Annotated in this window: 39 protein-coding genes; 3 read left to right on the top strand and 36 right to left on the bottom strand. The window is 57.0% G+C overall.

Going from position 1 to position 23382, the window contains the following annotated elements:
• Nucleotides 1-66: 66 nt before the first annotated feature.
• The 20 genes from NAT49_RS14765 to NAT49_RS14670 form a co-directional block, all read right to left on the bottom strand.
• Nucleotides 67-420 (bottom strand): LPD25 domain-containing protein, encoded by a 354-nt coding sequence (locus NAT49_RS14765; protein WP_251595582.1) that lies wholly within the window; start codon nt 418-420, stop codon nt 67-69.
• Nucleotides 420-635, bottom strand: a complete 216-nt coding sequence (locus tag NAT49_RS14760; RefSeq protein ID WP_251595580.1) for a hypothetical protein — start codon at nt 633-635, stop codon at nt 420-422. Before NAT49_RS14760 ends, NAT49_RS14765 begins: the two co-directional genes overlap by 1 nt.
• Nucleotides 598-777: a hypothetical protein gene (locus NAT49_RS14755; RefSeq protein ID WP_251595578.1), complete on the bottom strand. Its 180-nt coding sequence runs from the start codon at nt 775-777 to the stop codon at nt 598-600. The genes NAT49_RS14760 and NAT49_RS14755 overlap by 38 nt, the downstream gene beginning before the upstream one ends.
• A gap of 13 nt (nt 778-790) precedes the next feature.
• Complete coding sequence (locus NAT49_RS14750) at nt 791-1270, bottom strand: deaminase (RefSeq protein ID WP_251595576.1); 480 nt, start codon at nt 1268-1270, stop codon at nt 791-793.
• Nucleotides 1254-1490 carry a hypothetical protein gene (locus tag NAT49_RS14745; protein ID WP_251595574.1) on the bottom strand — a complete coding sequence of 79 codons (237 nt, stop codon included), beginning with the start codon at nt 1488-1490 and terminating at the stop codon, nt 1254-1256. The genes NAT49_RS14750 and NAT49_RS14745 overlap by 17 nt, the downstream gene beginning before the upstream one ends.
• A 51-nt stretch (nt 1491-1541) precedes the next feature.
• Complete coding sequence (locus NAT49_RS14740) at nt 1542-1754, bottom strand: hypothetical protein (protein ID WP_251595572.1); 213 nt, start codon at nt 1752-1754, stop codon at nt 1542-1544.
• A gap of 4 nt (nt 1755-1758) precedes the next feature.
• A complete protein-coding gene (locus NAT49_RS14735; protein WP_251595570.1) occupies nt 1759-2208 on the bottom strand; it encodes a hypothetical protein in 450 nt (149 codons plus the stop codon).
• Complete coding sequence (locus tag NAT49_RS14730; protein WP_251595568.1) at nt 2205-2597, bottom strand: hypothetical protein; 393 nt, start codon at nt 2595-2597, stop codon at nt 2205-2207. Before NAT49_RS14730 ends, NAT49_RS14735 begins: the two co-directional genes overlap by 4 nt.
• A 57-nt stretch (nt 2598-2654) precedes the next feature.
• The gene (locus NAT49_RS14725; RefSeq protein WP_251595567.1) at nt 2655-2846 is read right to left on the bottom strand and encodes a hypothetical protein; all 192 of its coding nucleotides are present in this window, start codon (nt 2844-2846) and stop codon (nt 2655-2657) included.
• 18 nt (nt 2847-2864) lie between these two features.
• Nucleotides 2865-3146, bottom strand: a complete 282-nt coding sequence (locus NAT49_RS14720; protein ID WP_251595565.1) for a hypothetical protein — start codon at nt 3144-3146, stop codon at nt 2865-2867.
• A 110-nt stretch (nt 3147-3256) separates the two neighbouring features.
• A complete protein-coding gene (locus tag NAT49_RS14715; protein WP_251595563.1) occupies nt 3257-5869 on the bottom strand; it encodes a DNA polymerase in 2613 nt (870 codons plus the stop codon).
• Nucleotides 5870-5879: 10 nt separating this feature from the next.
• Nucleotides 5880-6401, bottom strand: a complete 522-nt coding sequence (locus NAT49_RS14710) for a hypothetical protein (protein ID WP_251595561.1) — start codon at nt 6399-6401, stop codon at nt 5880-5882.
• Complete coding sequence (locus NAT49_RS14705) at nt 6398-7657, bottom strand: ATP-dependent DNA helicase (protein WP_251595559.1); 1260 nt, start codon at nt 7655-7657, stop codon at nt 6398-6400. Before NAT49_RS14705 ends, NAT49_RS14710 begins: the two co-directional genes overlap by 4 nt.
• A 12-nt stretch (nt 7658-7669) precedes the next feature.
• Nucleotides 7670-7879 carry a hypothetical protein gene (locus NAT49_RS14700; protein ID WP_251595557.1) on the bottom strand — a complete coding sequence of 70 codons (210 nt, stop codon included), beginning with the start codon at nt 7877-7879 and terminating at the stop codon, nt 7670-7672.
• 18 nt (nt 7880-7897) lie between these two features.
• Nucleotides 7898-8164 carry a hypothetical protein gene (locus NAT49_RS14695; RefSeq protein ID WP_251595555.1) on the bottom strand — a complete coding sequence of 89 codons (267 nt, stop codon included), beginning with the start codon at nt 8162-8164 and terminating at the stop codon, nt 7898-7900.
• A gap of 2 nt (nt 8165-8166) precedes the next feature.
• Entirely contained in the window at nt 8167-9369 is a 1203-nt protein-coding gene (locus NAT49_RS14690; RefSeq protein WP_251595553.1) for a vWA domain-containing protein, read from the bottom strand.
• The gene (locus tag NAT49_RS14685; RefSeq protein ID WP_251595551.1) at nt 9317-9778 is read right to left on the bottom strand and encodes a hypothetical protein; all 462 of its coding nucleotides are present in this window, start codon (nt 9776-9778) and stop codon (nt 9317-9319) included. The genes NAT49_RS14690 and NAT49_RS14685 overlap by 53 nt, the downstream gene beginning before the upstream one ends.
• Nucleotides 9779-9787: 9 nt before the next feature.
• Nucleotides 9788-10243 (bottom strand): hypothetical protein, encoded by a 456-nt coding sequence (locus NAT49_RS14680; protein WP_251595549.1) that lies wholly within the window; start codon nt 10241-10243, stop codon nt 9788-9790.
• Entirely contained in the window at nt 10233-10511 is a 279-nt protein-coding gene (locus NAT49_RS14675; RefSeq protein ID WP_251595547.1) for a hypothetical protein, read from the bottom strand. The genes NAT49_RS14680 and NAT49_RS14675 overlap by 11 nt, the downstream gene beginning before the upstream one ends.
• A gap of 93 nt (nt 10512-10604) precedes the next feature.
• Nucleotides 10605-11627, bottom strand: a complete 1023-nt coding sequence (locus tag NAT49_RS14670) for a P-loop NTPase family protein (protein ID WP_251595545.1) — start codon at nt 11625-11627, stop codon at nt 10605-10607.
• A gap of 577 nt (nt 11628-12204) precedes the next feature.
• Between NAT49_RS14670 and NAT49_RS14665 the strand changes: the two genes are divergently transcribed.
• On the top strand, nt 12205-13224 hold the full coding sequence (locus NAT49_RS14665) for a HindIII family type II restriction endonuclease (protein ID WP_251595543.1): 1020 nt from the start codon (nt 12205-12207) through the stop codon (nt 13222-13224).
• Here NAT49_RS14665 and NAT49_RS14660 read toward each other — a convergent pair.
• From NAT49_RS14660 to NAT49_RS14645, 5 genes are all read right to left on the bottom strand, one after another.
• Nucleotides 13213-14139 (bottom strand): DNA-methyltransferase, encoded by a 927-nt coding sequence (locus NAT49_RS14660; protein WP_251595542.1) that lies wholly within the window; start codon nt 14137-14139, stop codon nt 13213-13215. The genes NAT49_RS14665 and NAT49_RS14660 overlap by 12 nt on opposite strands.
• A 532-nt stretch (nt 14140-14671) precedes the next feature.
• A complete protein-coding gene (locus NAT49_RS14655) occupies nt 14672-14896 on the bottom strand; it encodes a hypothetical protein (RefSeq protein WP_251595540.1) in 225 nt (74 codons plus the stop codon).
• Entirely contained in the window at nt 14893-15135 is a 243-nt protein-coding gene (locus NAT49_RS15105) for a DUF6833 domain-containing protein (protein WP_374708818.1), read from the bottom strand. The genes NAT49_RS14655 and NAT49_RS15105 overlap by 4 nt, the downstream gene beginning before the upstream one ends.
• Entirely contained in the window at nt 15059-15451 is a 393-nt protein-coding gene (locus tag NAT49_RS14650; RefSeq protein WP_251595538.1) for a hypothetical protein, read from the bottom strand. The genes NAT49_RS15105 and NAT49_RS14650 overlap by 77 nt, the downstream gene beginning before the upstream one ends.
• Entirely contained in the window at nt 15448-15762 is a 315-nt protein-coding gene (locus tag NAT49_RS14645; RefSeq protein ID WP_251595536.1) for a hypothetical protein, read from the bottom strand. The genes NAT49_RS14650 and NAT49_RS14645 overlap by 4 nt, the downstream gene beginning before the upstream one ends.
• 433 nt (nt 15763-16195) lie before the next feature.
• Between NAT49_RS14645 and NAT49_RS14640 the strand changes: the two genes are divergently transcribed.
• Complete coding sequence (locus tag NAT49_RS14640; protein ID WP_251595535.1) at nt 16196-16960, top strand: hypothetical protein; 765 nt, start codon at nt 16196-16198, stop codon at nt 16958-16960.
• A 47-nt stretch (nt 16961-17007) separates the two neighbouring features.
• On the opposite strand, the gene NAT49_RS14635 is transcribed toward NAT49_RS14640, so the two are convergent.
• From NAT49_RS14635 to NAT49_RS14590, 11 genes are all read right to left on the bottom strand, one after another.
• Complete coding sequence (locus tag NAT49_RS14635) at nt 17008-18258, bottom strand: DNA-directed RNA polymerase (protein WP_251595533.1); 1251 nt, start codon at nt 18256-18258, stop codon at nt 17008-17010.
• Nucleotides 18259-18338: 80 nt separating this feature from the next.
• Nucleotides 18339-18959, bottom strand: a complete 621-nt coding sequence (locus NAT49_RS14630) for a hypothetical protein (protein WP_251595531.1) — start codon at nt 18957-18959, stop codon at nt 18339-18341.
• Nucleotides 18960-19251: 292 nt separating this feature from the next.
• Nucleotides 19252-20163 (bottom strand): hypothetical protein, encoded by a 912-nt coding sequence (locus tag NAT49_RS14625; RefSeq protein WP_251595529.1) that lies wholly within the window; start codon nt 20161-20163, stop codon nt 19252-19254.
• Between the two features lie 50 nt (nt 20164-20213).
• Nucleotides 20214-20390, bottom strand: coding sequence for a hypothetical protein (locus tag NAT49_RS14620; protein ID WP_251595527.1), 177 nt, complete (start codon nt 20388-20390; stop codon nt 20214-20216).
• Nucleotides 20391-20490: 100 nt separating this feature from the next.
• Nucleotides 20491-20682, bottom strand: coding sequence for a hypothetical protein (locus NAT49_RS14615; protein ID WP_251595525.1), 192 nt, complete (start codon nt 20680-20682; stop codon nt 20491-20493).
• Nucleotides 20683-20684: 2 nt separating this feature from the next.
• Nucleotides 20685-20858, bottom strand: a complete 174-nt coding sequence (locus NAT49_RS14610) for a hypothetical protein (protein WP_251595523.1) — start codon at nt 20856-20858, stop codon at nt 20685-20687.
• A gap of 62 nt (nt 20859-20920) precedes the next feature.
• Nucleotides 20921-21220: a hypothetical protein gene (locus NAT49_RS14605; protein WP_251595521.1), complete on the bottom strand. Its 300-nt coding sequence runs from the start codon at nt 21218-21220 to the stop codon at nt 20921-20923.
• Nucleotides 21221-21315: 95 nt separating this feature from the next.
• A complete protein-coding gene (locus NAT49_RS15050; RefSeq protein ID WP_285836171.1) occupies nt 21316-21450 on the bottom strand; it encodes a hypothetical protein in 135 nt (44 codons plus the stop codon).
• A gap of 161 nt (nt 21451-21611) precedes the next feature.
• The gene (locus NAT49_RS14600; protein ID WP_251595519.1) at nt 21612-21797 is read right to left on the bottom strand and encodes a hypothetical protein; all 186 of its coding nucleotides are present in this window, start codon (nt 21795-21797) and stop codon (nt 21612-21614) included.
• Between the two features lie 65 nt (nt 21798-21862).
• Nucleotides 21863-22048, bottom strand: coding sequence for a hypothetical protein (locus NAT49_RS14595; RefSeq protein ID WP_251595517.1), 186 nt, complete (start codon nt 22046-22048; stop codon nt 21863-21865).
• A gap of 163 nt (nt 22049-22211) precedes the next feature.
• Complete coding sequence (locus tag NAT49_RS14590) at nt 22212-22460, bottom strand: hypothetical protein (protein ID WP_251595515.1); 249 nt, start codon at nt 22458-22460, stop codon at nt 22212-22214.
• A gap of 223 nt (nt 22461-22683) precedes the next feature.
• Between NAT49_RS14590 and NAT49_RS14585 the strand changes: the two genes are divergently transcribed.
• Complete coding sequence (locus tag NAT49_RS14585) at nt 22684-23349, top strand: glycoside hydrolase family 19 protein (RefSeq protein WP_251595513.1); 666 nt, start codon at nt 22684-22686, stop codon at nt 23347-23349.
• The last annotated feature ends 33 nt before the right edge of the window (nt 23350-23382 follow it).

The following is a 23382-nucleotide window of genomic DNA, read 5'->3' as shown; positions in this document are numbered from 1 at the left end:
CGAAGAATAAGTGGTAGAGCCATTATACTGAAAATAACGGTATAAATGCCATGCCTGACCCCCTACTTATGAGAGATTCAAAACGTCTGAAAAATCGATCAATTCCATGAAATCCGTGCTCTTGCGGTAGGACGCTTTCACGATGTCCGGCAACGCGTTGAACCGCTCGGTGCGCAGGAAGTCCAGCCGCGATTGCACGTAGGAATAGAAGCACGTCTCCTTGCTCCGCTGAAGGTCAATGCGGCAGGCGAAATGTGCGTCATTGTCGAAGAACACGGAAACGTGCGTTTTGATGTAGCCCTCGGTGCTTCCCCAGGCGATTTGCCGGGCCTTCTTCTCGAACGCCTCGAACGGCGTCTCGACACCGTCTTCAAACCAGGGGGATTCCGAGAAGTTGACGACCACGTGTGTCGGCCGCATCACATCCTCCAAAGGCGAATATAGATGGCGCCGTCATGGGCCATGCACTTGTAGCCCTTCCAGTGCGGCGAGCGCACGGAGCCCGAGAAGTCGTACTCAAACCCCGCCCACTTCTGCAGGCGGGAATGGTGACGCTGGTTGCGAATCCAGTTCCGTGAAAGCTGAAGGACGCGGTACTCAGGGCTCCCAGGCTCTGAGGTTTTCAAGCTGGTCATACTCATCTTCCTCGAGAGCATCAGGATGGTTTGAGGGCAGGTGCTCGCGCTGCTCGAGCTGGCGGCGGCGAAGCATGATGTGTGCAGCCTCGGCGCGGTACTGGTTCGGGTCTGGCGCTGTTTCAAAGCGTCGGTTGTACATGCGGGCTCTCCTGTTACTGGAGCATTAGAGACTGACCGGTATGGTTCTCGTCACGCGAGACGACCGAAACGCCGACATCCTTCAAAAGATCCAGCCCTTCGGTGCAGTCGTGGAGTCGGTCGTAGTGAATGGCCTTGAGGCCGAGACCGACCAGTTTCTTGGCGCACTCAAAGCACGGTGACAACGTGACAAACAGCAAGGCGTTCTTGGTGGGAATGCCCTGCACCAGCATCTTGTCGAGTGCGTTCTGCTCGGCATGGATCACGGCACGGTTGGTTTTCAGGCGGTGCCGCCCTTCCCCGGGAACGTGCTGATAGGTCTCGCAGGCGTTGGGCATGCCGGCAGGCATACCGTTCCAGCCAATGCTCAGCATGCCCGAGGTCGTGACGACCACTGAGCCGACCTGCTCGCGCGTGGCCACGGACTCGTACTGCGCCTGATACGCCATTCGCCAGTAGAGCGGGAAGTACTTGGGTTTATGCGGATCGATCATGGTTCCCTCGATAATGCTCTGGAAAGCGGATCTTCGGCGCGTTCGGGTCTACGGACGCCAAAACAGTGAGCCAGTGGTTCATCTCACCGATGGACGTGCTTCGGCTGGTTTCACCGCGTGCGAACACGTCGGCAGCCTGCCGGAAACGCCAGCGGTAATAGGCGCGCTTGATGGGTCGCTTGATGGAGCGCTTAACGGAACGCGTGATGGAATGTGTCATGGAAATACCCTTTGAATGGATAAAGTCACCGAGTGCCCGGAGGGCGCCCGATCAGGTGGTAAAACGCCGCCAGCCCACGCCGTCTGCCTCGATCTCCTCGCTGAGCCAGGTATGCAGTGCCCGCATCTGATCCAGTGAGAGATCCATGGTTCGCGCTTCTCGGGGCTGCCCGGCGGTGACGGAAAACGTAAGACTGAAGGTGTGGTTGTGCCGCGTGATCCGCACCTGATTGGTGGGGTCGTACAGCTCGATGGCTTCGGCCATGGGATTACTCCTCGCTCAGAACGAGGTAGGCATCCAACCCCTCATCCAAACAGCGGTTTAAGTACACTTCCGCGTCATACAGGCGGAAAAAGGATCCGAGCACAGCGTCGTGCCCAGCGTTGGTTTCCTGGACGACATCGAAACGACACGCCACTTCCAGGGCCTGCTTGAGACGTGCCTGCTGGGCGCACGTCATCGGCCAGGGCAGCCACTCATAGTCGAGGACAGTGAACTCGTTGGTGCAGTCATAGGCCGCCCAGGCCATGAATTGCTTGATGCCTGTCATGGTCAGTCGACGTCCAAGACGAAGCCCGGGCGTGTCGAAGCGAACTTCCCCCTCTTCGGTAATCTCGATGATGCGGCGGTCATTGATGTGCTGCGTGCCCTTCTCGAAGACGCCGCGAGGCTGCCTGCCGCGATACGTCCGGCCGACCTCCAGATCGTCAAAGGTCATTGCCCTGCCGTCCCGGGCCGGTCATGGGCAGCGATGATGTGGTCACGAAGGCTCTGCATCTCGGCTCGCGCGGCGGTGCATTCAACGGGCGGGAGCATCCCCTGCGCGGCCCACCACTCCTTCATCAGCAGCCAAGCAGTCTCGACGGACAGAGTGATGACGTGTTGAGTTGGTTTCTCCAGCTGCGCGATCAGGTCATCCGCCCGGTCGTAAAGGTCGATCAGTTCCTGAGCGCCTTCGGGATCCTTGGCGTAATCCGCACTGAAATAGGGCCCGTGGGTGTAGTGTTCAAAATCATCTGCACTGCGCTGCACCAACGTCGTGAGATCCGATCGTTGCTGGTCTGTCAGGGCAAGCGGTACAGGCTGGCGGGATGCGTTCGAGGGCATGTAACAGCTCCAAAAACAGAAAGGGCCCCAGCTGGGGCCCCTAGAAATGAAAACGCCTCATCGAGATGAGGCGGGTGCGAGATGCCCATGGACGACATTGGCGATGTCCTGGGCCAGGCGGTACTTCGGAAACGTGATGGACGTGAGCTCGCAAAGCGCATCATTACGGCGCAGTACATCGCGGTTGATCTCGACCTGATAGCCGGTGACACGGCTGCCCGAGACCCACGCCAGTTTGGGTGTGCTCATGGGAATCCTTGCAGGGGCCTAAAGGGCGTAGATTTCCTCGATCGGCATGCCATAGAAATGCGGGGTGGTGAAGCGAACGGCCCAGTCGATGCCGTTGGGGCCAAGGCCGACTTCCTTGCACAGAAACCCGCCGGTGGGTCGGGCCTCGATAACAAACTGACGGGGTGTCAGGCCGTCCATCTTGGTGAGCCTGAGGTAGGCGGCGGTGTCGCTGAAGTCACGATCCTCGGTTACGGCCATGTTCCGGTGGCGAAGGGCCTTCTTGAGCTTGTGAAGCTCTTCATGCAGCGGCCGCATCATTTGCGGGACAGCGCGCGATTGAGGCGTTCGGTGACGAACTCATTGAGCGCTTCCTTGATGATGGCGGCACACTGGGCTTTGGTCGGTTGCATGAGAGATACCTGATTCGGTTATGAAGGGGATTGAATGGCCTGGAAGTGTTCTTCGCAGACCCGCTCTATTTCCTCGGTGCTGGCGTCATTGGGCAGCGTCACGTCCTCGGCCCAGCTGGGCCAGAAGATGTCGAGTGCCGCCCCCAGCTTCACGGTGTCGTGCTGGATTTCCGGCAGTTCCTGCCAGCGCATGGCCTTAATCAGTTCCCGATTGGCAAACGCCACCACGTCCAGATCGTTGCGGATCAGCAGATAGATGGCGTCATGAATCAGGGCGACTGGTTTAATGTCCAAGCGGTAGGGCGAGGCCCAGACGGCAGCCATGAAGGCATTGGCGGCACGGTTGTTGAGCAGGCCATAGGACTGCCCGAGGGCATTGCCAGCCGTGCGCCCTTCTGCCTCGGCTTCGTGCGGTGTGGTTGAGTGATTACGGATGGTCTGCGCCAGAAGCGGTGTTCGAAGTCGCAACCCAAAGGCCACTTCCACGAATCCCTGTTGGGCGGCCTTATCCAGCTGTGCCTGCACCCACTGGTCACTGACTCGATAGAGCTCGTGGTAGTTGGCTTCGATCTTCTTGGCGGTTTCCTCATCAAAGCCCAGGTTTTTCATCAGGGTGATGTAGGTGCCCGCATAAGTAAGCGCAAAGGTAGGCGTCTTGGATAACTGCCTAATATCGGGATACTTTTTCTTGATTGAGTTGATCGACTCCACCGTATCGACAATGCCGGGCAGGCGGTCTGGGAAGTAGCTGAACGCCCTCAGGCAGTGACCGTCGTAGCCCTCCGTATACACCTTGAGCTTGTTGGGATCCTTGGTGGTGAGTGCACTGATGTAGTCCTCGAGCGAGTTGAAGTCCGCCCCACAGAACAGCCAGCCCTTGGGCGCTCGGAAGCATTTCTTGATGAGCTTGCCGTAGTAGGAGCCCGACGGGATCTGCTGAAGGTTTGGATCGGAACTCGACAGTCGACCGGACTTGGTGCCGCCCAGGTTGAAGTTGCCGTGAAGCCAGGTGACATCATCTCCGTGCTCTATGGCGGCTTCGAAGTTCGGGATGAACGCCGACAGGATCTTGGCCGCCTTGGCAAACCCGATCAGTGACTCGAGGATGGCCACCGTGGATGGGTCGCTTGTGTGGTTGATCAGCTTCTCGAGGGTGTCCGCGCCGGTTGCCGGCTGGCGAGTGGCCGTGGTGTCGATCACCGGCAGATCCAGCTCTTCATAGAGCAGCATCTGAAGCTGAGGCCCCGAGTTCGGATTGAACATCACGTAATCGAAATGCTCGATCGGGTGCTGCTTGGTCTTGAGCTTGCTGTTGGCCTTCGCTCGTTCCCGGTGCCGAAGCCGCTGGGTGAAGGACTGGATCACGGACTGCTGATTGATGGTGTCCAGATAGCCCTGAATGTCACTTTCAAGCGCCTCTCGGGCCTTGGCCACGTAGGCTTGGGAAAGCGGCATGCCGGTCAATTCCATCTGAATGATGACCTTGAGCGACGGCAGCATCAGCGACTCATAGACCGCCTCCTGCTGGTCTTTCTCCATGATGGGCCGGTACGTGTCGTGCACATAGTTCGTGCAAAGCGTATCGACCAGGTTGTACTCAAGGAGCTCATCAAGCGGGATTCGGCGAATGTCCTTGATGTCGTCCTGGGCGTAATTGCCGGCGAACTCGTGAGCCAGTTCCTTCAGCCCCAGCGCGTTGCCGGCGGTGGAGTTGGTTGCGAGATAGGCAATGATCTTGGTGTCATCGAACAGCCGGGTCATGACCTCAAGCCCGTGCAACAATCCTTCGGTATCGAGTGGGTGCTCCATCCACAGCGCCCAGATAAGGCAGCGCAGGTCATAGGCCGCGTTGTGCCAGCGAAGGCGTCCCTGATACGCCTCCAGGAACTCACGCAGCACCGCCCGGATCTCCCGGTTCACCCGGAACTCCCCGTGATAGCCCTCCGCAGGCTCGGCCAGCGGGGTGTAGTCACAGGGGAAGGCCACGCCATCGGACTGGTTCCAGGAGAAGGCACACGTTCCGACACCGGCGTTGTGCACCTTCAGCGAGAACGCCTCGATGTCCGCCGACAGAGTCGGGTACTGGTGCAACTGGCTCAGTGCCGCGCGGATCGACTCGACATCCTTGGGGTAACTGGCTCGGCCAATGACGTTCTGACCCAGTGCCTGATAGGTGCCCAGGTGCGCATCCGCCAGCGCCTTGAGCGTCAGCGTCAGGCGAGACTGGGTATCCGGGTTGTAGATCAGCTGCTGGTGGTTCATGCCCAGTACCACGTTCATGTGCTCAAAGCCCTCGATCTTGCAGGGCAGGCAGTAGCCATAGTGCGGCTCGGCCTTTCTCTCCTTGGTAAGCACCTTGAAATAGGCACCGTCGCAGACATAGAGCAGCCGTGTTCCCAGCGAGTCCAGCCCAGGCAGCAGGTTGGCCAGATACGCCTTGGCGTCCTTGACCGAAACCTTGCCGCGCCGGTCGTGCTGGAGTGTGAACCCAATCACGGACTGGCTTGGAATGTGACGCTGATTGAGTGGTTCGATGTAGTGGCGAATCATGTCCGAGCGCTGGAAGGCACTCACCTTGGTCAGGATGGCAATGGGGTAATGATCCGCCTCGTCGAAGATCATGTGTCGCATGACGTCACCTTCAGGAAACGAGGTTCAGGACAAAGCGCTCCCGGATAAGCTGGATCGGGACTTCATGGCGCGCGCGGAGCTCTTCGACCCTGGCATCGCTCAGGTCAGAGATTCGGCACCCGCAGCTGTCGATCAGCTCCTGCAGGGGCTGGTGCAGCGGCTCGGGGAGCAGCTTGATGTAGTCGTTGATGTTGTCGGACGTGTTGAGCACCGACGTGATGTAGCCCAGTACGTAGGGCATCTCGTAGGCGTTGAGCCGGTTGAGATCAGCCAGGTACTCATCCATGCGTTCGGTGAGGCTTTCGTGCAGCCGGTTCATCCTTCGGGGGAGAATTTCCTGGCCGTTCAGCACGTAGGTCTGACCGTCGTAGATGAACGAGAAATAGGAGCTTCTGAGCAGCTTGGTGTTGTCCCGGATAATGCCGTGGAGACGCGTCTCAAACTTCTGCTCCATGGGCCCGTAGATCGTGTCGTGCAGCTTGTCCTTGATCTGCTGTTTGGTTCTTGGATCGAATTGCAGCTTTTGGGTCATACCAGGTCTCCGCATAACGTCACCTGCCGACGCGCGCGACTGACCCCGACGTACAGCATGCGGGCCATCTGGTCGTTGCTCCGGCACTTCTTGAGGTCGTCCAGATCAATGAAGACCTGGTCATAGGTGGAGCCCTGCGCCTTGTTGATGGTGCAGGCATAGGCCGCTCGAAGGTCGGCCCACTGTTCGATGTCACTGATGACCTCTCGATCATCGTCCTTGAGGGCACGGGCGTAGCGGCCGTTCTTGGCATCGAGGCTATCGGGGAGAAATACCCGGTACTTGCTGTCCAGTTCGACCCAGTGTCCGAACACGTCATGAAGCGCGATGCGCGGCTCCTTGCGTGTGATCAGCACGGTCTGGTCGGTACGGATGGCGCCCCGGTTGAGGCTCAGGTAGTGGTTGCAGATGGCGTAGTCGCCTACCTGCAGGGACGGACTGCCCTGGGCCCGGTCTCGCACGGCGTGGTTGTAGCCAACGACACGTTTGTTCGTCCACGCCAGAATCTTGGAATCGGCGTCGCCCCAGTCCGGGCGGGTGAACTCGGTAAGCACTTCCCGCTCGAACTGGTCGCGGGGCAGGTGACGGATGAAGTAACCGTCTGGGAGGAAGGAGAAGAACTCCCCGGTCTCCACCGTGTTTCGGAACTTGGTCGAGAGATCCATGATCGGATTGCCCTCGGCCTGGCGCATGACCTGACGGAGATACGCGGTCTTGTAGCCGGCATCGAATACCGGGGAGCGCTTGCAGCCCACACTCAGAAGCTGTGCGGGATCACCCAGAAACACGATCTTGCAGTTGATGGTCTGGGAGTGGATGTAGTGCAGCAGCGCCCGGTCGATGTAGCTGGCTTCGTCAATGAAGATCAGCTGGTTGTGAGGCAGATTGGAGCGGTCGTGAACATCCTCTTCCCGGATCCGCAGCTGGCTCTTGCGGGTCTCGTAATCGGTCTTGAGGATCAGGCGCAGCAGACGGTGAATGGTCTGCACCTTCTGGCCGGTGATCTGACCGAAGTTCTCGGCGGCCTTGTTAGTGGTGGCTGTGAGGGCCACTTCAAGGCGTGGCGAGTTGGGCATCACGATCTCACGGAGCCCTTCAAGCCGGGGGATGTTGTCGAGGATGTAGCGTGTGAGGGTTGTCTTGCCGGTTCCGCTGTACCCGCATAACACGAACTCGGATTCGTTGGGGTCGAGATAGAACGCGCAGAACGCCTCAAAGGCCGCGGTCTGGTCGGCCGAAAGAGTGAACGTTGTCATGGGAGTGTCCAATCAATGAATCTGTCGGGAGTACTGACCCGGATTAAGTGAGATACCGCGGAGTTCGTTACCGAAGGTGATGTGCTTGATCTGCTCGGCGAGGATGAGCGCAACCGCGTGGGCATGCGTTGGGGGACGTCCTTCCTGCAATGGGTCGCCGCCCAGGGCGATCTGAACTTTCCCTCGTTCCAGATCAGTCACTGAGATAGTTACGGTAGCCATGGCTGTCCTTAATCGGGGTCATGTTATGCGTGGCACGATGAGCGCCATCATTTTGTTGGTCTTGGCCATGCGGTCTGCGAAGTCGCCGGCCTGCTGCAGGGTGTTGAAATCTTCCATGTGACGGGCCCGGAAGTCGGGGCCCGTGGTCGTGCGTTCGTACACGCCCCAGAACTCCGGGGCGGTCTTGCTGGGGTCAACGCCGTGGACGCATCCCTGCCGCACCACGCAGGCCATGACCTCGTAATCACAGGTCTCGCCGGCGATGGTTCGGTAGATGCAGCTCATGCTCAGTCATCCATTGCGTAGTGAATGGTTTTGCCAAAGGGCGCGTTGAACTTGGTGTTGTCGTGAATGAGCCAGATGATCTGCACTCGGGGATCGATCACGTTCTCGTCGAACCGGAAGTGGCCATCGGTGAACATCAAAAGCACCTGCGGCTTGTGCCGGGCTGTCCAGTCCATGACCTCGCCGATGTGCGTACCTCCCCGCCCTTTGAACTCGACGTTCTCGAGCTCTCGGGTGGTGCGGACACGATTGACGGACTTGATGCAGGTATCGAACTGGATCAGATGGATCGCCGGTGGCTTCATGCGTGACAGGATGCCGTGGGTTTCGCTGACGAACCGAAGAAATTCCGCATCCTTCACTGACGCCGAGGCATCGACGGCAATGGCCACCTCGCCCAGTCCTTCGCTGTACAGCGAGGGCAGGTAGTGCTCGGGCATGAAGCGTCGGTTCGGGCGGCGCCAGGAATAGTCCTCCTTCACCATGGCGTTCATGAATCGCGCAAGGATCTGGTGCCAGGGCAGCTTTGGATTGAGCAGGGTGTCGATGAATATCTGGATCTGACCGGGAATGCTCCCCGGTGTGTCCCCCATCATCTTCGACTGAAGGGCGGCACGAACCAGAATGTCCTGGATCTTCTGCTCGACCTCGGCGGCGGCCTCATTGGCACCACTGCCAGGCACGCCACGGCCCCCGCTCTCGCCCGGGCTGTCCCCGGGTGGGGCATCGCCCTGCCCCGGCTCGATCAGATCGCTCATGGGCAGCGGCTCAGTCGGCTCGTCCGGCAGCAGGTCATACACCTCTTCGGTGCTCATGCCCTGGTACTGCCGATCAAGAAGGCCCCCGGGCGGGATCTGGATGCCTCGATCCGTGATGATCAGGTTGATCACGTAGTCCGCTGCCCGGTTGAATTTCTCTGGTTCACGCGTGCCCCGGCGAACCATGTGCATGAACGCCACATGCAGGGTCTCGTGCAAAAGCAGGCCCAGCTGCTGCTCGGGGGTGTGCGCCAGGAAGAAGTCCGGGGAGTAGTAAATGGTCAGGCCGTCGGTTTCAGCCGTTTCTACGCGGGTGTCCCAGACATGCTTCAGGGAAAAGCAGACGGTGCAGAAAAAGGCGGAGTCCTTCTGGCGCATCAGTGCGATCTTGGCTTTATCCAGTGCCTTCTGTGCGGTCGCCAGATTCGGGTGAATCGGTGCGTTCATGGCTGTTCCTTAGTCGTTGCATGGCTTTCGCCGACTGCCAGAGAAAAAGTGCGGTGATGGACATGAAAATGGCGAGGCCCCCATAGCCTTCCCGGAATGCGTCAACGGCAATCCAGAGCCAGATGGCCCCCATGAAGAGCTCCTCGGTGCCACTGTCGGGGTCGAAGACCCCACGCCAGGCTGTCGAGGCGTCACAGGCCATCTGGATGACCCCAACGGCGATCTGCCAAATAACGATGGCAGGCTGGATCAGGCAAAAGGCCAGAGTGCGCAGCAGGCTGTCCCACCACTTCAAATCAGCTCCCGGAGGGAGCGTCCACGATCGGATGTAGCCCGCCATAAGCGAGACGTAGATCAGCACGCCGGCAACCGTGTAGAGGGTCGCCAACCGTTCAAAGACTTCGTACATGGATGGTTCCTATTGAGTGACCAGCGTGCGCAGCTGGTGGCGCTTGCCGTATTCGAGCTGGTTGTCCCAGGGCTTGGGCTGGGTAGCCGTGTATTTCTCCCTGATGTAGCGCGCCAGTGCGTCGGGATCGGCGGTCAGGTCGATCAGGGAATGCAGGGTGAGGCTGAGTTCGGCGTCGCCGATGTAGGTGCTGTCGGGCTCGCCGTCTTCAGTGAAGCGAAGGTAATGCGTGCAGCCCTCAAACGTGTCGCCGGGCCCCCAGACGTGGTCGAAGGCGATGCCGGCCGCCTCGAGCTGTTTAAGCTCCTCGATCTGGCCGTAGTTCGCCTCCTCGAACTCCATGACAAACAGCGATGTGGTGCCCTCGACCGGGCCATACCCACAGCAGATGTTGTCCAGGATCCTGAGGGCGGCTGCCTTGTGCTCGGCAAGCACGGACACCCGTGCCCAGGTTCTATCCCCCATGAATATTCCCTCGAAACTGCTCCTTGAGTTCCTCGATACGCTCAGGCGTCAGCTCCGAGCCGTCATAACGGATGAAGCGGGACGCATGGGCGGTGACGGGACGGCCCTCAAGACGCGCAGACGTGACGGTGATGTAGGGCCGATCGGCGAATATGCCCGGCAGGGTATCGGTCAGGGCGACACAGACGACGTGGGACGGCAGCAGGTCTTCCTGGCTCCGGTTGGCGAGACATAGCAGCTGGTCGCCTGCCTTGAAGTGATGGTTCATGCGGGTGGATTCTCGATCAGGGAAGGGCCAACAAAGAAATGCCCCCGATGCGTTGGCACCGAGGGCATGGAAAAAAATGAAGGGTCACAGGGCCTAGAACAGCTCGACCGCGTTGACGCTGATCCAGTTCTTGATGGCGTCGTGCTGAACCAGCACCGGGTGATGACGCAGCATGTCGCGCATGCACACGATCTGGAACTCGGGCGGCAGACGACGCACAAACGTCATCAGGCCATCGAGCACGGATTCCTTGGCGTGAGCGGCAATGGAGCCGGTCAGTGCAAACTGGATGCTTGGTTCCTGGGGCAGCGAGATCTCCGACGGCGCCGCCACGATCTGCTCAATGGTCGGCAGCTGCTCGTGGATCTCGACGAACGACTTGAACTCGCTGGCCACCCCGGACGACACCGTGCCGGCAAGAATCGGCATGACCTCATTGATGTCGGTGCGACCCTTGGTCAGCGGGCTGGCCTTGTACCAGGTACGCGGTGAGGCGTAGGTGAAGTCGGTGTGGTCTGGTTTGAAGCTGTAAAGCAGATCCGGCTTGAAACGCAGGAACGACAGGATGCGGTAGTCGACCTTGTCCTTGGCCGCCTGAGCGATCCAGTCGTTGAGGTTTGGCACCATCTCAAGGTGAGACAGGCGCGACTGCAGGGCCGTCGACATTTCCTCGACGATGGCGTTGTCTGTCTCGAGGTTGCCTGCCCCGGCCATGACCGCCTTGGGATGCAACCGGCTCTGTCCGACCATGCGATCCAGCAGGATCTTGTAGGCCGCTGCCTGTACCGAGCGTGGGGCACTCGAGATCTCGTCGAAGAAGATCAGCCAGCCGTCCTTGTCTTCCGGCAGCGGATCGCCCTCGAGCGGGAAGGTTTCCATGGGCACGTATCCGGCACGGCCACGCTCGACATCGATCTTGGGGAAGCCATTTAGATCGGTCGGGTCGTACTGCGACAGGCGCACATCGATCAGCTCGAGATTAAATTCCTCGGCGACCTGACGCACGATGGCGGATTTGCCGATGGCCGGGCTGCCATGGATGACCGGAACCAGTCCTGCTGTCAGGGCATGGATGAGCTGTGACTTGGCCTGTGAGGGCGTGACGGTATATTTCATGGATCTTCCTTGTCTGGTTCGGGTGAGCGGCTTACGCCAGGCTCATGGTTTTCTGGGATGAGGCACGCTGGACGTTTATTTCCAACGTGAAGTAGAAGTAAATGAAGTAATGAGGGATCAGGGTTTTGATAGGGCGCATGGTGCAGTGGATGTTGGTTGGCATCCGGCCACTAAGGAAGGCCACCCTGTCAAATAGCTGCGTAATAAGCTGGGGGGCGGAGGTACTGTCTTGTTTTGCTTTCGATGACTACCGGCTGCACCTTATCGGCGAAGGTCGAGGCGCTGGCGGAAACTGCCCAGCTGAAACGACGTTCAGCGGATAAGGGCTACTTAGAATCGCTGGAAACCGTTTTGCCAGAAGGCCGCTATAGAGGGAAGCCAGTACTACAAACAGAAACGGTCCGGCAGATCAGCAGCCACCCGCTAGACCCACCAGCGCCAGTCCCTTTGGCAACTCCTCGTTACCCGTGGGTTATCGCGCACCCGCGAGACTACTCGAGATGCTCAACGGAAGCGCCTCGACAAAGAGAGCCCCCCCCTTTATTTTCATACTTTTACGTTTGCTCAGGGGAGATTCATGGCGGTTGATATCAAGGCCCTTTTTGGCGAGTGGTTCGGCGATACCTTCAAAGACAACGAGAATAGGTATGTGAGCTACGAGGTACTTTCAGATTTTATATTGGAGCAACATACCGATTGGAACTTAGCGCCGGATACAGAAGGTTTAGCACGGAAGTTTGCCGCACAACTGCGGGATATGCCGAAAAGGGAATTTGCTTTTCTTCTCTGCCACACAGGGTATATCCCAGAAGTGTACAAAGCCGACTCCAGTCAGGAGACGCTGTATACCAAGCTGGTTGAGGCAGTCGCTTGCGAATGGGCCATTCGACTTGGCTTCACTGACTCCACGCTGCCTACACAGAAGGCCAGTAAAGAAGACGTTACAATCAGCGATGAAAACAAGATTATTGTCTGCGATGCCAAGTCCTATCGCCTCGGCAGGAGCCAAGCAGCCCCTAACGTAAAGGATGCGCTGAAGAAAGGCGACATAACTAAATGGCTATCGCACTACAAAGCAGACAAGCGTGTGGGCGGGTTGGTCACGTTCCCTTCCCAGCACGATTGGAAGAATGGAAGCGATTTCTATCTCTATCTCACCGACAAGAATTCGCCCATCGTGATGCTATTCTATGAGCACATGGCGTTCATGCTTCTAACCGGAATGGAGAAACAATCTTTACTCAACTTCTTCGAGCGACATGCGGAAATTTTCCCCAACGAGGAAACAAATAAATCTGGGTCTAGGAAGGTCTACTTTGAGAAAATAACTGAACACCTGCTTAACACGGGCGTACCCAGCTGGAACCACTTCCAGCCGCTTGCAGACTATGTAGTCAGTGAAAAGGTTTATCACACGAAGGCGTGGTTGGACGAACACCTAACATCTGAAGAAGCAGCCACCCGTGCTTGGGTTGACAGTTTGCCGGTTGAAACTCTGAAAGAGGAGCTAGTAGCAGTGCGCTACCAGCTCGATAACCAAAATTTACTTCGCCAACGGGACAACATTCTAAAATTCAGGAAGATCCTAAAGAAATAGGTCCTGCTGGTTGAAGTCGACCAATCGGCCCTTCATGGTCGAGAAGATCTCTTGGTCTTTCTCGATCATGATGAACTTGCGGCCCAAGTTGGCAGCCGCAGCCCCGGTCGAGCCACTACCGGCGAATGGGTCGAGCACCACGTGACCGGGCTTGGTGACGAGGGAGATCAAAACCTCTAGGAGCTTTGCCGGCTTTTGAGCAGGGTGCAAGCCGCCTTCGCCCTTTTCCATGCCCATTTCGATTATGTTCTTAATGTGACCCGTTGCGGCCTCAAACGCATCCTGATTATATGCGCCAACACCGTGTTCGAGAACATTATCTGCAATTGTGTGCTTGTATGGCTTGAAGCACCAGATGATAGGCTCAAAGCTGGGGCGTAAGTTGCCTATCCGCCAACCCGTCCACTCTTCTGCATCGTCTTCACCCCCCCGACGGTCATAAACAATACTCAGCCGTTGGGCGCGATGTGTAGCTCGGGGCTTTACCCACGAAAGCATATCCCTAAAGTTAAAGCCTGCGTCCTCAAGTGCGACAACGCAGCGGGGAGCGTACCGTCGACCAGCAAAAACGATTGCTGATCCCCCAGGCTTTAACACCCTAAGCCATTCTTTGGCCCAAAGAGAGCACCACTCGTAATATTGCTTTGGGATTTCCCGATCTGCCTCAGACCAACCATTAATAGGCTTTCCTCTGCGCTGAAACACTGACCCCGCTTTTTGCTGGGCTGGGCTATTGCCCATGTACGCACTGTTGGTGTTCGAATGCAGAACATCCCACTCATCAGCACCGATGCCATAAGGGATATCGCTAAGGATTAGATGGACCGAATTATCTGGCAGCTTCTTCAGCTCTTCGATACAGTCCCCATTTATAACTTGGCTTTTAACGTCTAACTCACTTGCAATCTGGTTCATAGAATTCTCGGTCGTAAATCTAATTCAAAGCCCAAAGGTGCAGGGGCCAACATTCTTAACGGCGTGCCCTATCTATTAGGTTCCGGGCCTTCTAGTCGGAAGGCAGACCCAGCAGCTCGTGGATTTCCGATACGGTATGCGGTCTCTCCCCAGCAGAGCCAGCAATGAGGGCTGGGCAGCACGTCCAGCGGCCTCTAGCGTCTTCCAGACCTGCTCCAGCCCCTTGTCCCAGTTGGCGAACCATTTGGTGGGCTTGCCGGTTAGCTCGCTATATAGGGCAGGTAGCTACTAGGTGGGCAACTGCTCAATATCCGCACGGGTGCAAATGGCCGGTATTCTTGCATTTTCAAGCGTAAAGATCATGCCGATCTACTCCTAAGCGAAACCACGTTTTGGCCTTCGTGTATGCGGCCCAGCAGTTACACGGTTATGCGCTCTTGGCACTCCCGTAGGTGGCCGCCCAAGGTAGTGCCGTGGATTGTAGGCCCCCAGTCACGTCCAACAGACAGCTTCTGGTTCATCACGATCAGTCTTACTCGTGCTCATCGTTGTCTTCTGCGGCACTGACCTCGTCGCCAATGCTGATGGCGGTTACTCGGACGCCGGCCAACGACGTGCTTTCGGTGTCGTTTTTCATCGAGTCGAACAGGTCATCGAGGGAGTCTGGATTGGTGGCATCGTCCAGCTTCTCCAGCACGACCGTCAGGTAACGGTGGTTCGGGCGATGGGTATAAGGGTGCGTTCCTGTCGGGTTCATTGACGGGTCTCCGATATGCCCAGCGTCTTGAGCAGGGTGTTGTGGTAGATCATGAGCAGCGGATACAGCTCGTTGGAATGCGTGATCGGGAGTTGGCCTTCCAGATACGCCAGAGCCTCGGACAGACTGTCCTTGGTGGGATAGAGGCTCTGGGGTTGCGTGCTAGTGGGTGTATCGAGGATCTCGAAAGGGAACGACGGTTGCGCCTGACGGCGGTGGTGTTGGGTATGAGTCTGCATGGATTTCCTGCATACAGGCCGCGATGACCTCATCTGCGTTCTGGCTCAAAAGCATCAGATACTTGTGGTTGAGGGCATTGGGATCGCGGCATGCGTCGGCGAATTGTTTGACCAGCAGCAGCAACGGCAACGCGTTGGTAATCAGGCTGCGGTCAGCGGGATTGTTGGTTCGGACAATGATTTGCAGACAGCGATTGCCTGCCATCTTTCCGGTGTATTCATAGGCGGCGACCTGAAGCCCTTCCGCAATGGTCGGGTTCTCTTCAAGTACCCAGGGGCCGAGGGTGAACGGCAGCTCCGGTGTGGTCGTACTCATGCTCGCCCTGCCTTGCCAGTCATGGCCTTGTCGCGCAGCTGGCGAGCAAAGCGGATGGCAGCCACGTCTTCGTTGATCTCGGCGGTCTGGGCAGGCGTAAGGTCTGCCAGGTAGTTGCGCACGAGCTCGCGTGTCAGTGAGTGTTCTGGGAGCTTCATCTCGAGTTGTTCGGGGCCCATACCACGCTTGCGGAGCAAGCCCATTACCGCCTGCTCGGCCGGGTCGGTGGTGGCTGAGATCGAGCCTTTCTCGATCAATGCCCGACGGACGGTGCCACGCGAGACGCGGTACAGGGTGGCAAGGTGGGTCATGGTGACGTTGGTTGTATCGAAGAGGTCGGCAACTTAACGCTTTTGATGGTCGCTGAGTTTGCAATGACGGCCCATTGGGGTCTCCTTCGGATATAGGGTGTCTATAGAGCGGATCGGGTGATTCGGGAAAGTTGGTATATAGGTTTGGTTGGTTTTGTTACTGTCTGTCTTGAAAACGCACTGAAAAGGACTGAACTTCACTCGGCCCGCAGATTCACCGAGTGGTTGAGCTACCGTCGCTGTCAGCCCTTTCCACTGCACTCGACTGAAGAAAAAAATGGGGAAGACCCTGTCGGATCTTCCCCTCTACTCATCATCCTTCTACTTCACCGAACGCCCGGAGGGCGTCTGTTCTACTGTTTCACTGAATCTCAGCTGAACTCTGTCGATAAATCTAATCAATGAATCAGCAGACCTAGCGGAGATCCTTTAAGTGAAAGATAAAACAGCGGCTAAGGCTTCAAACTCCCTCGCAAAACTTATCTACTCGACAGCGTTGATCGATCGGCAACAGTTCCTAGAAGCCGCCTTTTCGAAGCATTATGGCGAAGAACAGATAAAGTTAGCGGTAGAAACCACGCCAGCCAAAGCAGGTATTTGTCCCAAAGCAATTCAAAATCTTTCGCAAAAAACGATAAAACTGCACCAACTTAAGGCAACCTCTACATCGTTTGTCACCGGAGTTCCCGGAGGTTGGTACATTGCCGCAACCATCCCTACAGACATAATCCAAGTGCTATACCAAGGATTATTAATGGCGCAAAAACTCGCTTATTTACACGGTTTTGCCTGCATGAAGGGAAAAGGCATGGAAGGCTTCGACGACGAGACACAGCACAAAATCTGCTTGATGCTTGGCGCCGTAGCAGGGATAGATACTTGCAGACAAGGGTTAGTAAATTATGCAAACCATCTTGCTATTAATTCGACATTATCGGAGACCAAATGGCTGGTGCCTTTTCTGAAAATTCTCGTTCCAAAAGTTGCTGATGAAATAAAGGAAGAGAGCTATCAGAAGTTTATGGGGCGCGCTATCCCTGTAGCGGGAGGCGTAATGTCTGCTGCATCTACCTGGTACTTTTTCAACAAACGTGCTCAAGATTTTCTCCTACATGTACAAGGCTATAAAACCCACGAAGATTTCGTGAGCTGGAGCGAAACTATTGAGGGTGAGTGGTTTCCGGGCCCTTCCAGCTGAAAAGAGAGGGCCATCCAAAATGAACCCTTTTCTCCTCTAACCCAAATTCAGCAGATCGCGTAGTTCGACTGCCGGATCGACTGGCTCAGTCCGCTGCTGATCTTGGTGTAGCTGCCACCCTGTACGCCGTGAATCTGGCTCAGGATGTCGGACAGGATCTCGCTGTCGGCAAGCTCTGCGAAGATGTTGATGTACTGCTGGCGCAGGTGGTTCATGTTGTTGGGATGGCACTGGAACTCATCGTGTACTGACACGATCTCGAAGGGCTGATAGGCCAGCATGCCGGACACCAGCTGGGTCAGGCGCTTGAACTGGCTGTCGCTCAGGTACTGAAGGTTGGTGGGTGTGAGGTGCGACAGGATCACTGGATCGACCATGTTGGTGGCATTCATGCGCTCGAGATACCGCGCGAAGGTGGCATCCGGTTCATGCGATGTACGGGCAAGTCCCAGATCACGTACCAGCGCCTCTTCCAAGATCATGTCCTGCACGGACTCGACCACCGCCCGATCGTAGTTGCAGCGACGGATCAGCGAGCGCAGCACGTAGGCATCGATCGAGTGCACCACGTTGGCGACGTTGGATAACCCGGACTCGCTGCCCTCGTTCTCGAAGTACTCATAGGTGAAGGTGGCGTGGTTCAGCTCATCGACTTCGAGACGCTTCTCCACCTTCTCCATCACCTTGACGTGAGCGTGGTAGTTGTCCGGCAGTACCCAGTCGTGAGACAGGGCGAAGGGCTGCCAGGAATCCAGAAGCTCATGCAGCAGCTCATAGGCGCCCGGTGCGACTTCCTGCACGGACAGGTAGAAGCTCTTGAGCTCTTCGGTCTCCTCGCCAAAGATCGCCTTGGGCTGCGCCTTTGATCCGTAGAAGACGGTCATGACTGCGCTCTTGGCGCTCTTACGTGAGACCTGAACGGACAGGCCCTGATTGGCCAGCTTCGAGTTCATGACGTCGGTAACGATGGTATAGGCGTCTGCCCGGACGGTGGGATTGATCAGGCCGGTTGCCGCGGCGCCCTTCTCACAGCCGGTCAGCGTGGACATGATCTGAAGGCCCGAGCAGCAGGCATCGAAGCCCACCAGATGACCGATGGCCTCGCCTCGCAGAGCACGGCGAATGGCCAGTACGGACTTGGTGTATCGCGGCACGTTGTCGGCCTCTTCCGCCAGCGCCTCGAGACGGTCGAGGTTATCGGTGGCCCACTGGATACGGGTCTCGAATACTTCCTTGTCGAGGCCGAAGTTGTTGGCTGCGTCGATGAGCAGGTACTGCCAGCCGGTAAATTGTTCCATGTTGAGATCTCCAGAATATAGACGTGCCTGCCCCTACGGCGGAGCCGCATGGGTACAGGCAAGGGATTAAAGGGATTGGATCAGTCGAAGCGATACCAGCAGCGCACGGCAATCTGACGTCGATAAGCAAGCTCTCGACGAAAGTAGCGATAGCCGTAGGCTGGGTTAATCTGGATCTTCAGCGAGCCTCGCTTCATGCCTGACTGAGTACTGCAAACACGCACCAGTTGGCCGAGCGATTGAAGCTGGCGCTGAACGTGATTGGTTCGGCATTGAAGCAACTCTGCGGCTTGGTCAATGGAGACGATCAGCATATTCTGAAAGTCGAGCGCCTTGACCAGTGTGTTCATGAGCTTGAACACGCGCGTGGGGAAATTGATTGGCGCTTTGATGAGTGCATGTCGCCCCTTGTCTTCGTTGTAAATGGCGGCACACCCGTTGAACCGGCTCAGAGTACGCTTGTCGATGTCGGCCATGAAACGGTCGCGTTGCTCGACACTACTCAGTGAGTCAAAGGGTGGGATAAACGCCTCGGTGGAATGAAACGCTGGATGAATCGGTGCAGTCACATAGGCCCGTTCGGTAAGAATTTCGCCGGTCTGGTAGTCCACCAGATCGTTCAAGGACTGAATAACGAAATGCTCCAGCTCGGCCCAATCGCTGCTTTCGTGGGTCGGTGAATGACATGGATACTGGCGCATTGACGACCATTTCCCCCACCAGAAATCGTCTGAATTGGTGGGGAAATACTCCCTCTAGTCCGCATGGTTATGGGCTTTGTCGAAAAGTGCCTTAAATAATAAGAGTCTCTTTTCAACGTCTATGAGTCGTCGGGCCTTACGGGCCTCCGCACTGGCGGGCACTCGCTACGCTCTGCCCTTGTGCTGCGCCCGTTTGGCCCGACTGCAGAGTGGGTATGGAAGGCTCACATGGTGAGTTAAGTTCAAACACAGTTATATGCTGTACCCGCTCTGATGTGCGCATACCTGCGACCTATAACGCAGGAACATCCCCGACGACTTCTTGTCGATGGAGCTCGAGAGACGCCTTCTTGAAGGAGCTGCCCTGAGTCGTGATGTGGTAGCCCTGCGCGTAGATACGGCCTCGCTTGTCCACCTTGTGTGTCAGCCACAGGCAGTTGCCCTGCCGGGCAAGGAGTGAATAAAGCTCGTAGCTGGTGGCCTTGAAGTCACGCCACTGGACGTCCTTCTCAGCGGTGTCGATGTCGAAGGTGGCGTTCTCTTCCAGCGTGCTCAAAAGCTCGGTGTCGAGCCGCAGTGCTACCCGGTTCTGGGTATTGAGGACATCGAGGCAGATGTCGCCATCATGCCCATTGCCCCCACCAAGGATCAGGCAGTCGTTGTGCGTGAGATAGCCGGACTGGTAGTTGTGCGTGAGGGTGTCTGGCTCACACACCATGGGTGGCAGATAGCGCGACTGACTGATATAGGTCAGAAGCCGCTCGGACAGTGGAATGGCACTCTGGATCATCAGACTTGCCTGCACGTCTTCCTTGATGATGTCGAACGCATCGGTCTGGCACAGCACAGCCAGCAGCTCCGCTGCGGTCTGGATGCCTTCGGCCTTCTCGGAGAACTTGAGGCGTCCAGCCAACTGCGCTGAGACCGAGGTGAACAGTTCAGCGATCTGGCAGTAGGCCACCTGCACGAAGATGACCCGCACCAGTTCTTCCAGATCGAAGGTGGCCAGCTGGGCCAGACGCTGGTTCTTGGACTCGAAGTAGTCCTGACTCAGCCAGTCTTGCAGCAGAGCTGCCCCATGGTGCACACGCTGCTCTGTCTCCGGGTGATCGGCGATTTCCTGCCGGATGTATTGATCGATGAACTTGCGCGAGAAGCGGTACTCATTGCTCAGCTGGGTGTCATAGGCGGTCATGGTGTTCATGGTGAGATCTCCTGATTGATGAAGGGTGATTGAGCTGAGGCAGCAGCGTCCTACTGCCACTGCTCCTTGCTGTCGCGCTGCTCCCTGCAGCTGAAATGGTCTGTCTGATCGAACTGGTTCAGGACGTGAGCGATCTCATCGTCCGTCCAGTAGGCGTGATCGACAGGCGTGCGTGTGCCTCCCGGTGCCGGTCGATGCCGCACGGGATGACGTTGCTTGAACTGCATGCGTCCTCCTTGATGGGATGATCCCACCCTCAGGCGGAGCCTTCTGTCTGACGCCACCGAAAAAGAGACGACCCACCGTCCGTAGACGATGGGCCTTGGGTTACAGCCAGCCGAAGCAGGGTTGCAGTTCGTAGCCTGCCGGTGCCATCAGGGTGATGGACTCAAGCAGGCCCTCACCACCAGCAACATGGTTTTGTGCCTGAGTGACGGCACCCATTTCGGTATCGCTTCGGATGATGACTTCTGTTTCGTGGCCTTCCAGTGCGGTGTAGCTCAGTACGTATTCGTTCATGATCAGCGGTCTGCCATGCCAAGGATTGCGGTGCATTCGAACGTGGCGTTCGGGTAGGTATAGATCTGGCTCTGCCCTTCCTGCTGGCAGTCCGCGAAGGTGTAGTCGTGGAAGTAGGCGTGTCGGTCTATCGAGCCGTCGCTCAACAGAACACTGACAATCAGTGCGTAGAACATGCGTGAGATCTCCAGAGGAAAGACCACCAGCCACCTTGAGTTAGGCAGCTGGTCAGGATGGATCAGAGTGCAAAGGCGTTGTCTTCGTTGGGTGTGGCGTCGTTGTACTCGAGGATCAGCAGTTCCTTGAGACGATCGACCAGTGCCGGATCAGCACGCAGCTTCTCGATCAGCTGTGCATCGCCTGCACGCGAGAGCTTCAGGGGAATGGAACCCACCTTGCGCTGGCCACCACCTGTGGTCGGTAGATACAGATTCAGGAAGCCGTCGCTCTTCCAGTTCTCATTGCGATTGCCACCACCACTACGCATGTTGCTGAAGTTGGTGACGTTGTTCTGGTTGGCCGGTTGTTGAAAGCCCATGGTGATTCTCCAAAGTGAATAGATTGAGTTGAGTGATGAAAGCCTCATGACTTCCATCTCAAGCGCGGAGCGCTCATGAATACATGCAGGGAAGATCAGTCAGGGATGACTGCTTCGGAGTCCTGATCGCAGTTGGGACAGGAACACTGAGTGCCTACAACGGGTGCACTGGCGTAGTTCTCCCAGCGATAGCCACAGAACAGACACTCGAAGTCGAGACGATGGGACATGGTGAGATCTCCAATACGATGGGATATAGGTGCGCTATAGGTTCGGGTAGGGAGACAGGTGAGCTATAGGTGGATGGACTATCACCCACTAACTCAGCTCATATGCAGCTCATATGCAGTGGTCTGACCCGTCTGCCTCCCCCTCTCCCAAAACCTTCGGGTCACAGCTCGAAGTGAAGCCGGTGTGTGAGCTCATCGAGTTCTGGATCGAATCCGGTCTGACTGGGCTCGCGTGCCTGTTCATCCAGCATCAAAAGCACATGATCGAAGTCCGGCAGCTCAGCAAGATCAGCAAGGTGTGCGGATGCGGTATCCGTCAGTGCATCGTCGAAGGTGTACAGGGACATGGTGTATCTCCGTGGTCTGGCTAGACCGACATGGCCTAGTCCAGTCCCAGCGCGGAGCGCTCTGTCTACGTCTGATCCGTTGAGGGTGTCTGGTTCAGTGTCTGGTTCAGTGAAGCGAGATACTGCTGCTCATTGACCTGCTCCTGCCATGCGAGCTCTTCATAGGCTGCGTGTGAGATGTGCAGGTTCATCTCTGCCTCGTCGGCATGTGCTTGGAAGTGATCGTGTACGTGGGCATTGTTGAGGGACATGGTTTGCTCCTGAGTGCGTAATGACAGATGGATTCATGCCACTCGCGGAAGCGAGGCTCTATCCCCTCTAGCTACTGCTCTGTCTGTAGCTGTGTTGGGTCATGTGTTGGTTTATGTGTGGGGTAAAAAAGAGGCGCCCACCTCCGTAGAGGTGAGCGTTGGCTTAGGCGACGTCCTTGTCGCTGGTGACTTCCGTGAGTTCAATCTGTGCTTGCTGCTGTTGCTGTTGCATAGGTGCCTGAGCTTTGAGTGCGGTAAGGCGCTGTGCTCGTTCTACGCGTGCTACATCGTTGAAGCTGGTGGCTTGTTCTTCGGCCCATGTGGCTAGTTCATTGCCTGCATTGGCTAGTTTCTCGCCTGCTGTGAACAGGGTGGTGAGCATGTTGAAGAACTGAGTGAGCATACGAAACATGAGGAGATCTCCTAGTTGGTTAGGGTACAGATGCGTCCATCCGCACCAGTCCAGTCGCGGAGCGCTATGGGGGGGGGGTGCTTTGTGTTGGTTGGCCCCAAACCCGTAAGCCCTGAACTCGTAGGCAACTATGAAAAATCTCAAAAAGTTGGGGCCCGTATTTTTTCCAGATGGGTCTGTAGCGTCTCCGTAAACTCGGGCTTTATTTACCCGAGACGACGCTATGAACTGGTACGACGAAGCGGTTGAAGACGAACCCGTCATCATCACCCTGGACACCTTCGAGCAGATTGCTCCCCACTGCCCGGATCCCGACACCTGGCTGGATGTTCTGGATCGAGGGCTTTCACGCCAGGGCATCTTTGATCTCAATGAGATCGCTCTATTTCTGGCTCAGACCTCGCATGAGTCGACCGACTACTCTCGCCTATCCGAGGGATTCAACTACGCCGAGCAGGCCCTGCTTTCGGTCTTTGGTTCCCATCGCATCAGCGCAGAAGACGCGCGCCGTCTGGGACGCAACGACGATCACCCGGCCGATCGGGAAGGCATTGCCAATCACCTCTATGGCGGCGAATGGGGCCTGACGCACCTGGGCAACACCGAGTCGGATGACGGGTTCCGCTACCGGGGCCGCGGCATCATCCAGCTCACCGGGCGGGACAACTACACCCGATGTGCCCGCGCCACGGGACTCGATCTTGTCGATCAACCCGACCTGCTCTCAGACGAGCCGGAGGCGGCCGTAGAAGCGGCGCTGTGGTTCTGGGCGGCCAACGTATGGGGTCAGGACATCAAGACCACCACGCGGCAAATCAACCCCGGTATGGTCGGCTTTGACGACCGTGTCCGACGCTACCGTCGCATCAAACGCCTTATCGCGGCCTGAGATATTGCAATAATGAAATACTTAAATAGTGCA

This window comes from Larsenimonas suaedae, assembly GCF_023712105.1.
Lineage (GTDB): Bacteria > Pseudomonadota > Gammaproteobacteria > Pseudomonadales > Halomonadaceae > Larsenimonas > Larsenimonas suaedae.
The sequence above is the reverse complement of the archived record's forward strand: the minus strand, read 5'-3'. Positions and strand labels throughout refer to the sequence as shown.

What these genes read in the sequence shown, in the direction of transcription:
- NAT49_RS14705 (WP_251595559.1), bottom strand. Translation starts at nt 7,657, where the DNA reads ATGACAACGTTCACTCTTTCGGCCGACCAGACCGCGGCCTTTGAGGCG.
- NAT49_RS14735 (WP_251595570.1), bottom strand. Translation starts at nt 2,208, where the DNA reads ATGACCTTTGACGATCTGGAGGTCGGCCGGACGTATCGCGGCAGGCAG.
- NAT49_RS14630 (WP_251595531.1), bottom strand. Translation starts at nt 18,959, where the DNA reads ATGCGCCAGTATCCATGTCATTCACCGACCCACGAAAGCAGCGATTGG.
- NAT49_RS14650 (WP_251595538.1), bottom strand. Translation starts at nt 15,451, where the DNA reads ATGAGTACGACCACACCGGAGCTGCCGTTCACCCTCGGCCCCTGGGTA.
- NAT49_RS14595 (WP_251595517.1), bottom strand. Translation starts at nt 22,048, where the DNA reads ATGTCCCTCAACAATGCCCACGTACACGATCACTTCCAAGCACATGCC.
- NAT49_RS14660 (WP_251595542.1), bottom strand. Translation starts at nt 14,139, where the DNA reads ATGAACCAGATTGCAAGTGAGTTAGACGTTAAAAGCCAAGTTATAAAT.
- NAT49_RS14585 (WP_251595513.1), top strand. Translation starts at nt 22,684, where the DNA reads ATGAACTGGTACGACGAAGCGGTTGAAGACGAACCCGTCATCATCACC.
- NAT49_RS14645 (WP_251595536.1), bottom strand. Translation starts at nt 15,762, where the DNA reads ATGACCCACCTTGCCACCCTGTACCGCGTCTCGCGTGGCACCGTCCGT.
- NAT49_RS14680 (WP_251595549.1), bottom strand. Translation starts at nt 10,243, where the DNA reads ATGGGGGATAGAACCTGGGCACGGGTGTCCGTGCTTGCCGAGCACAAG.
- NAT49_RS14590 (WP_251595515.1), bottom strand. Translation starts at nt 22,460, where the DNA reads ATGTTTCGTATGCTCACTCAGTTCTTCAACATGCTCACCACCCTGTTC.
- NAT49_RS14655 (WP_251595540.1), bottom strand. Translation starts at nt 14,896, where the DNA reads ATGAACCCGACAGGAACGCACCCTTATACCCATCGCCCGAACCACCGT.
- NAT49_RS14725 (WP_251595567.1), bottom strand. Translation starts at nt 2,846, where the DNA reads ATGAGCACACCCAAACTGGCGTGGGTCTCGGGCAGCCGTGTCACCGGC.
- NAT49_RS14710 (WP_251595561.1), bottom strand. Translation starts at nt 6,401, where the DNA reads ATGACCCAAAAGCTGCAATTCGATCCAAGAACCAAACAGCAGATCAAG.
- NAT49_RS14620 (WP_251595527.1), bottom strand. Translation starts at nt 20,390, where the DNA reads ATGCAGTTCAAGCAACGTCATCCCGTGCGGCATCGACCGGCACCGGGA.
- NAT49_RS14670 (WP_251595545.1), bottom strand. Translation starts at nt 11,627, where the DNA reads ATGAAATATACCGTCACGCCCTCACAGGCCAAGTCACAGCTCATCCAT.
- NAT49_RS14750 (WP_251595576.1), bottom strand. Translation starts at nt 1,270, where the DNA reads ATGATCGATCCGCATAAACCCAAGTACTTCCCGCTCTACTGGCGAATG.
- NAT49_RS14600 (WP_251595519.1), bottom strand. Translation starts at nt 21,797, where the DNA reads ATGTCCCTGTACACCTTCGACGATGCACTGACGGATACCGCATCCGCA.
- NAT49_RS14715 (WP_251595563.1), bottom strand. Translation starts at nt 5,869, where the DNA reads ATGCGACACATGATCTTCGACGAGGCGGATCATTACCCCATTGCCATC.
- NAT49_RS14635 (WP_251595533.1), bottom strand. Translation starts at nt 18,258, where the DNA reads ATGGAACAATTTACCGGCTGGCAGTACCTGCTCATCGACGCAGCCAAC.
- NAT49_RS14730 (WP_251595568.1), bottom strand. Translation starts at nt 2,597, where the DNA reads ATGCCCTCGAACGCATCCCGCCAGCCTGTACCGCTTGCCCTGACAGAC.
- NAT49_RS14745 (WP_251595574.1), bottom strand. Translation starts at nt 1,490, where the DNA reads ATGACACATTCCATCACGCGTTCCGTTAAGCGCTCCATCAAGCGACCC.
- NAT49_RS14605 (WP_251595521.1), bottom strand. Translation starts at nt 21,220, where the DNA reads ATGGGCTTTCAACAACCGGCCAACCAGAACAACGTCACCAACTTCAGC.
- NAT49_RS14625 (WP_251595529.1), bottom strand. Translation starts at nt 20,163, where the DNA reads ATGAACACCATGACCGCCTATGACACCCAGCTGAGCAATGAGTACCGC.
- NAT49_RS15105 (WP_374708818.1), bottom strand. Translation starts at nt 15,135, where the DNA reads ATGCAGACTCATACCCAACACCACCGCCGTCAGGCGCAACCGTCGTTC.
- NAT49_RS14720 (WP_251595565.1), bottom strand. Translation starts at nt 3,146, where the DNA reads ATGATGCGGCCGCTGCATGAAGAGCTTCACAAGCTCAAGAAGGCCCTT.
- NAT49_RS14740 (WP_251595572.1), bottom strand. Translation starts at nt 1,754, where the DNA reads ATGGCCGAAGCCATCGAGCTGTACGACCCCACCAATCAGGTGCGGATC.
- NAT49_RS14765 (WP_251595582.1), bottom strand. Translation starts at nt 420, where the DNA reads ATGCGGCCGACACACGTGGTCGTCAACTTCTCGGAATCCCCCTGGTTT.
- NAT49_RS14700 (WP_251595557.1), bottom strand. Translation starts at nt 7,879, where the DNA reads ATGGCTACCGTAACTATCTCAGTGACTGATCTGGAACGAGGGAAAGTT.
- NAT49_RS14690 (WP_251595553.1), bottom strand. Translation starts at nt 9,369, where the DNA reads ATGAACGCACCGATTCACCCGAATCTGGCGACCGCACAGAAGGCACTG.
- NAT49_RS14760 (WP_251595580.1), bottom strand. Translation starts at nt 635, where the DNA reads ATGACCAGCTTGAAAACCTCAGAGCCTGGGAGCCCTGAGTACCGCGTC.
- NAT49_RS14675 (WP_251595547.1), bottom strand. Translation starts at nt 10,511, where the DNA reads ATGAACCATCACTTCAAGGCAGGCGACCAGCTGCTATGTCTCGCCAAC.
- NAT49_RS14695 (WP_251595555.1), bottom strand. Translation starts at nt 8,164, where the DNA reads ATGAGCTGCATCTACCGAACCATCGCCGGCGAGACCTGTGATTACGAG.
- NAT49_RS14755 (WP_251595578.1), bottom strand. Translation starts at nt 777, where the DNA reads ATGTACAACCGACGCTTTGAAACAGCGCCAGACCCGAACCAGTACCGC.
- NAT49_RS14685 (WP_251595551.1), bottom strand. Translation starts at nt 9,778, where the DNA reads ATGTACGAAGTCTTTGAACGGTTGGCGACCCTCTACACGGTTGCCGGC.
- NAT49_RS15050 (WP_285836171.1), bottom strand. Translation starts at nt 21,450, where the DNA reads ATGTCCCATCGTCTCGACTTCGAGTGTCTGTTCTGTGGCTATCGCTGG.
- NAT49_RS14615 (WP_251595525.1), bottom strand. Translation starts at nt 20,682, where the DNA reads ATGAACGAATACGTACTGAGCTACACCGCACTGGAAGGCCACGAAACA.
- NAT49_RS14665 (WP_251595543.1), top strand. Translation starts at nt 12,205, where the DNA reads ATGGCGGTTGATATCAAGGCCCTTTTTGGCGAGTGGTTCGGCGATACC.
- NAT49_RS14610 (WP_251595523.1), bottom strand. Translation starts at nt 20,858, where the DNA reads ATGTTCTACGCACTGATTGTCAGTGTTCTGTTGAGCGACGGCTCGATA.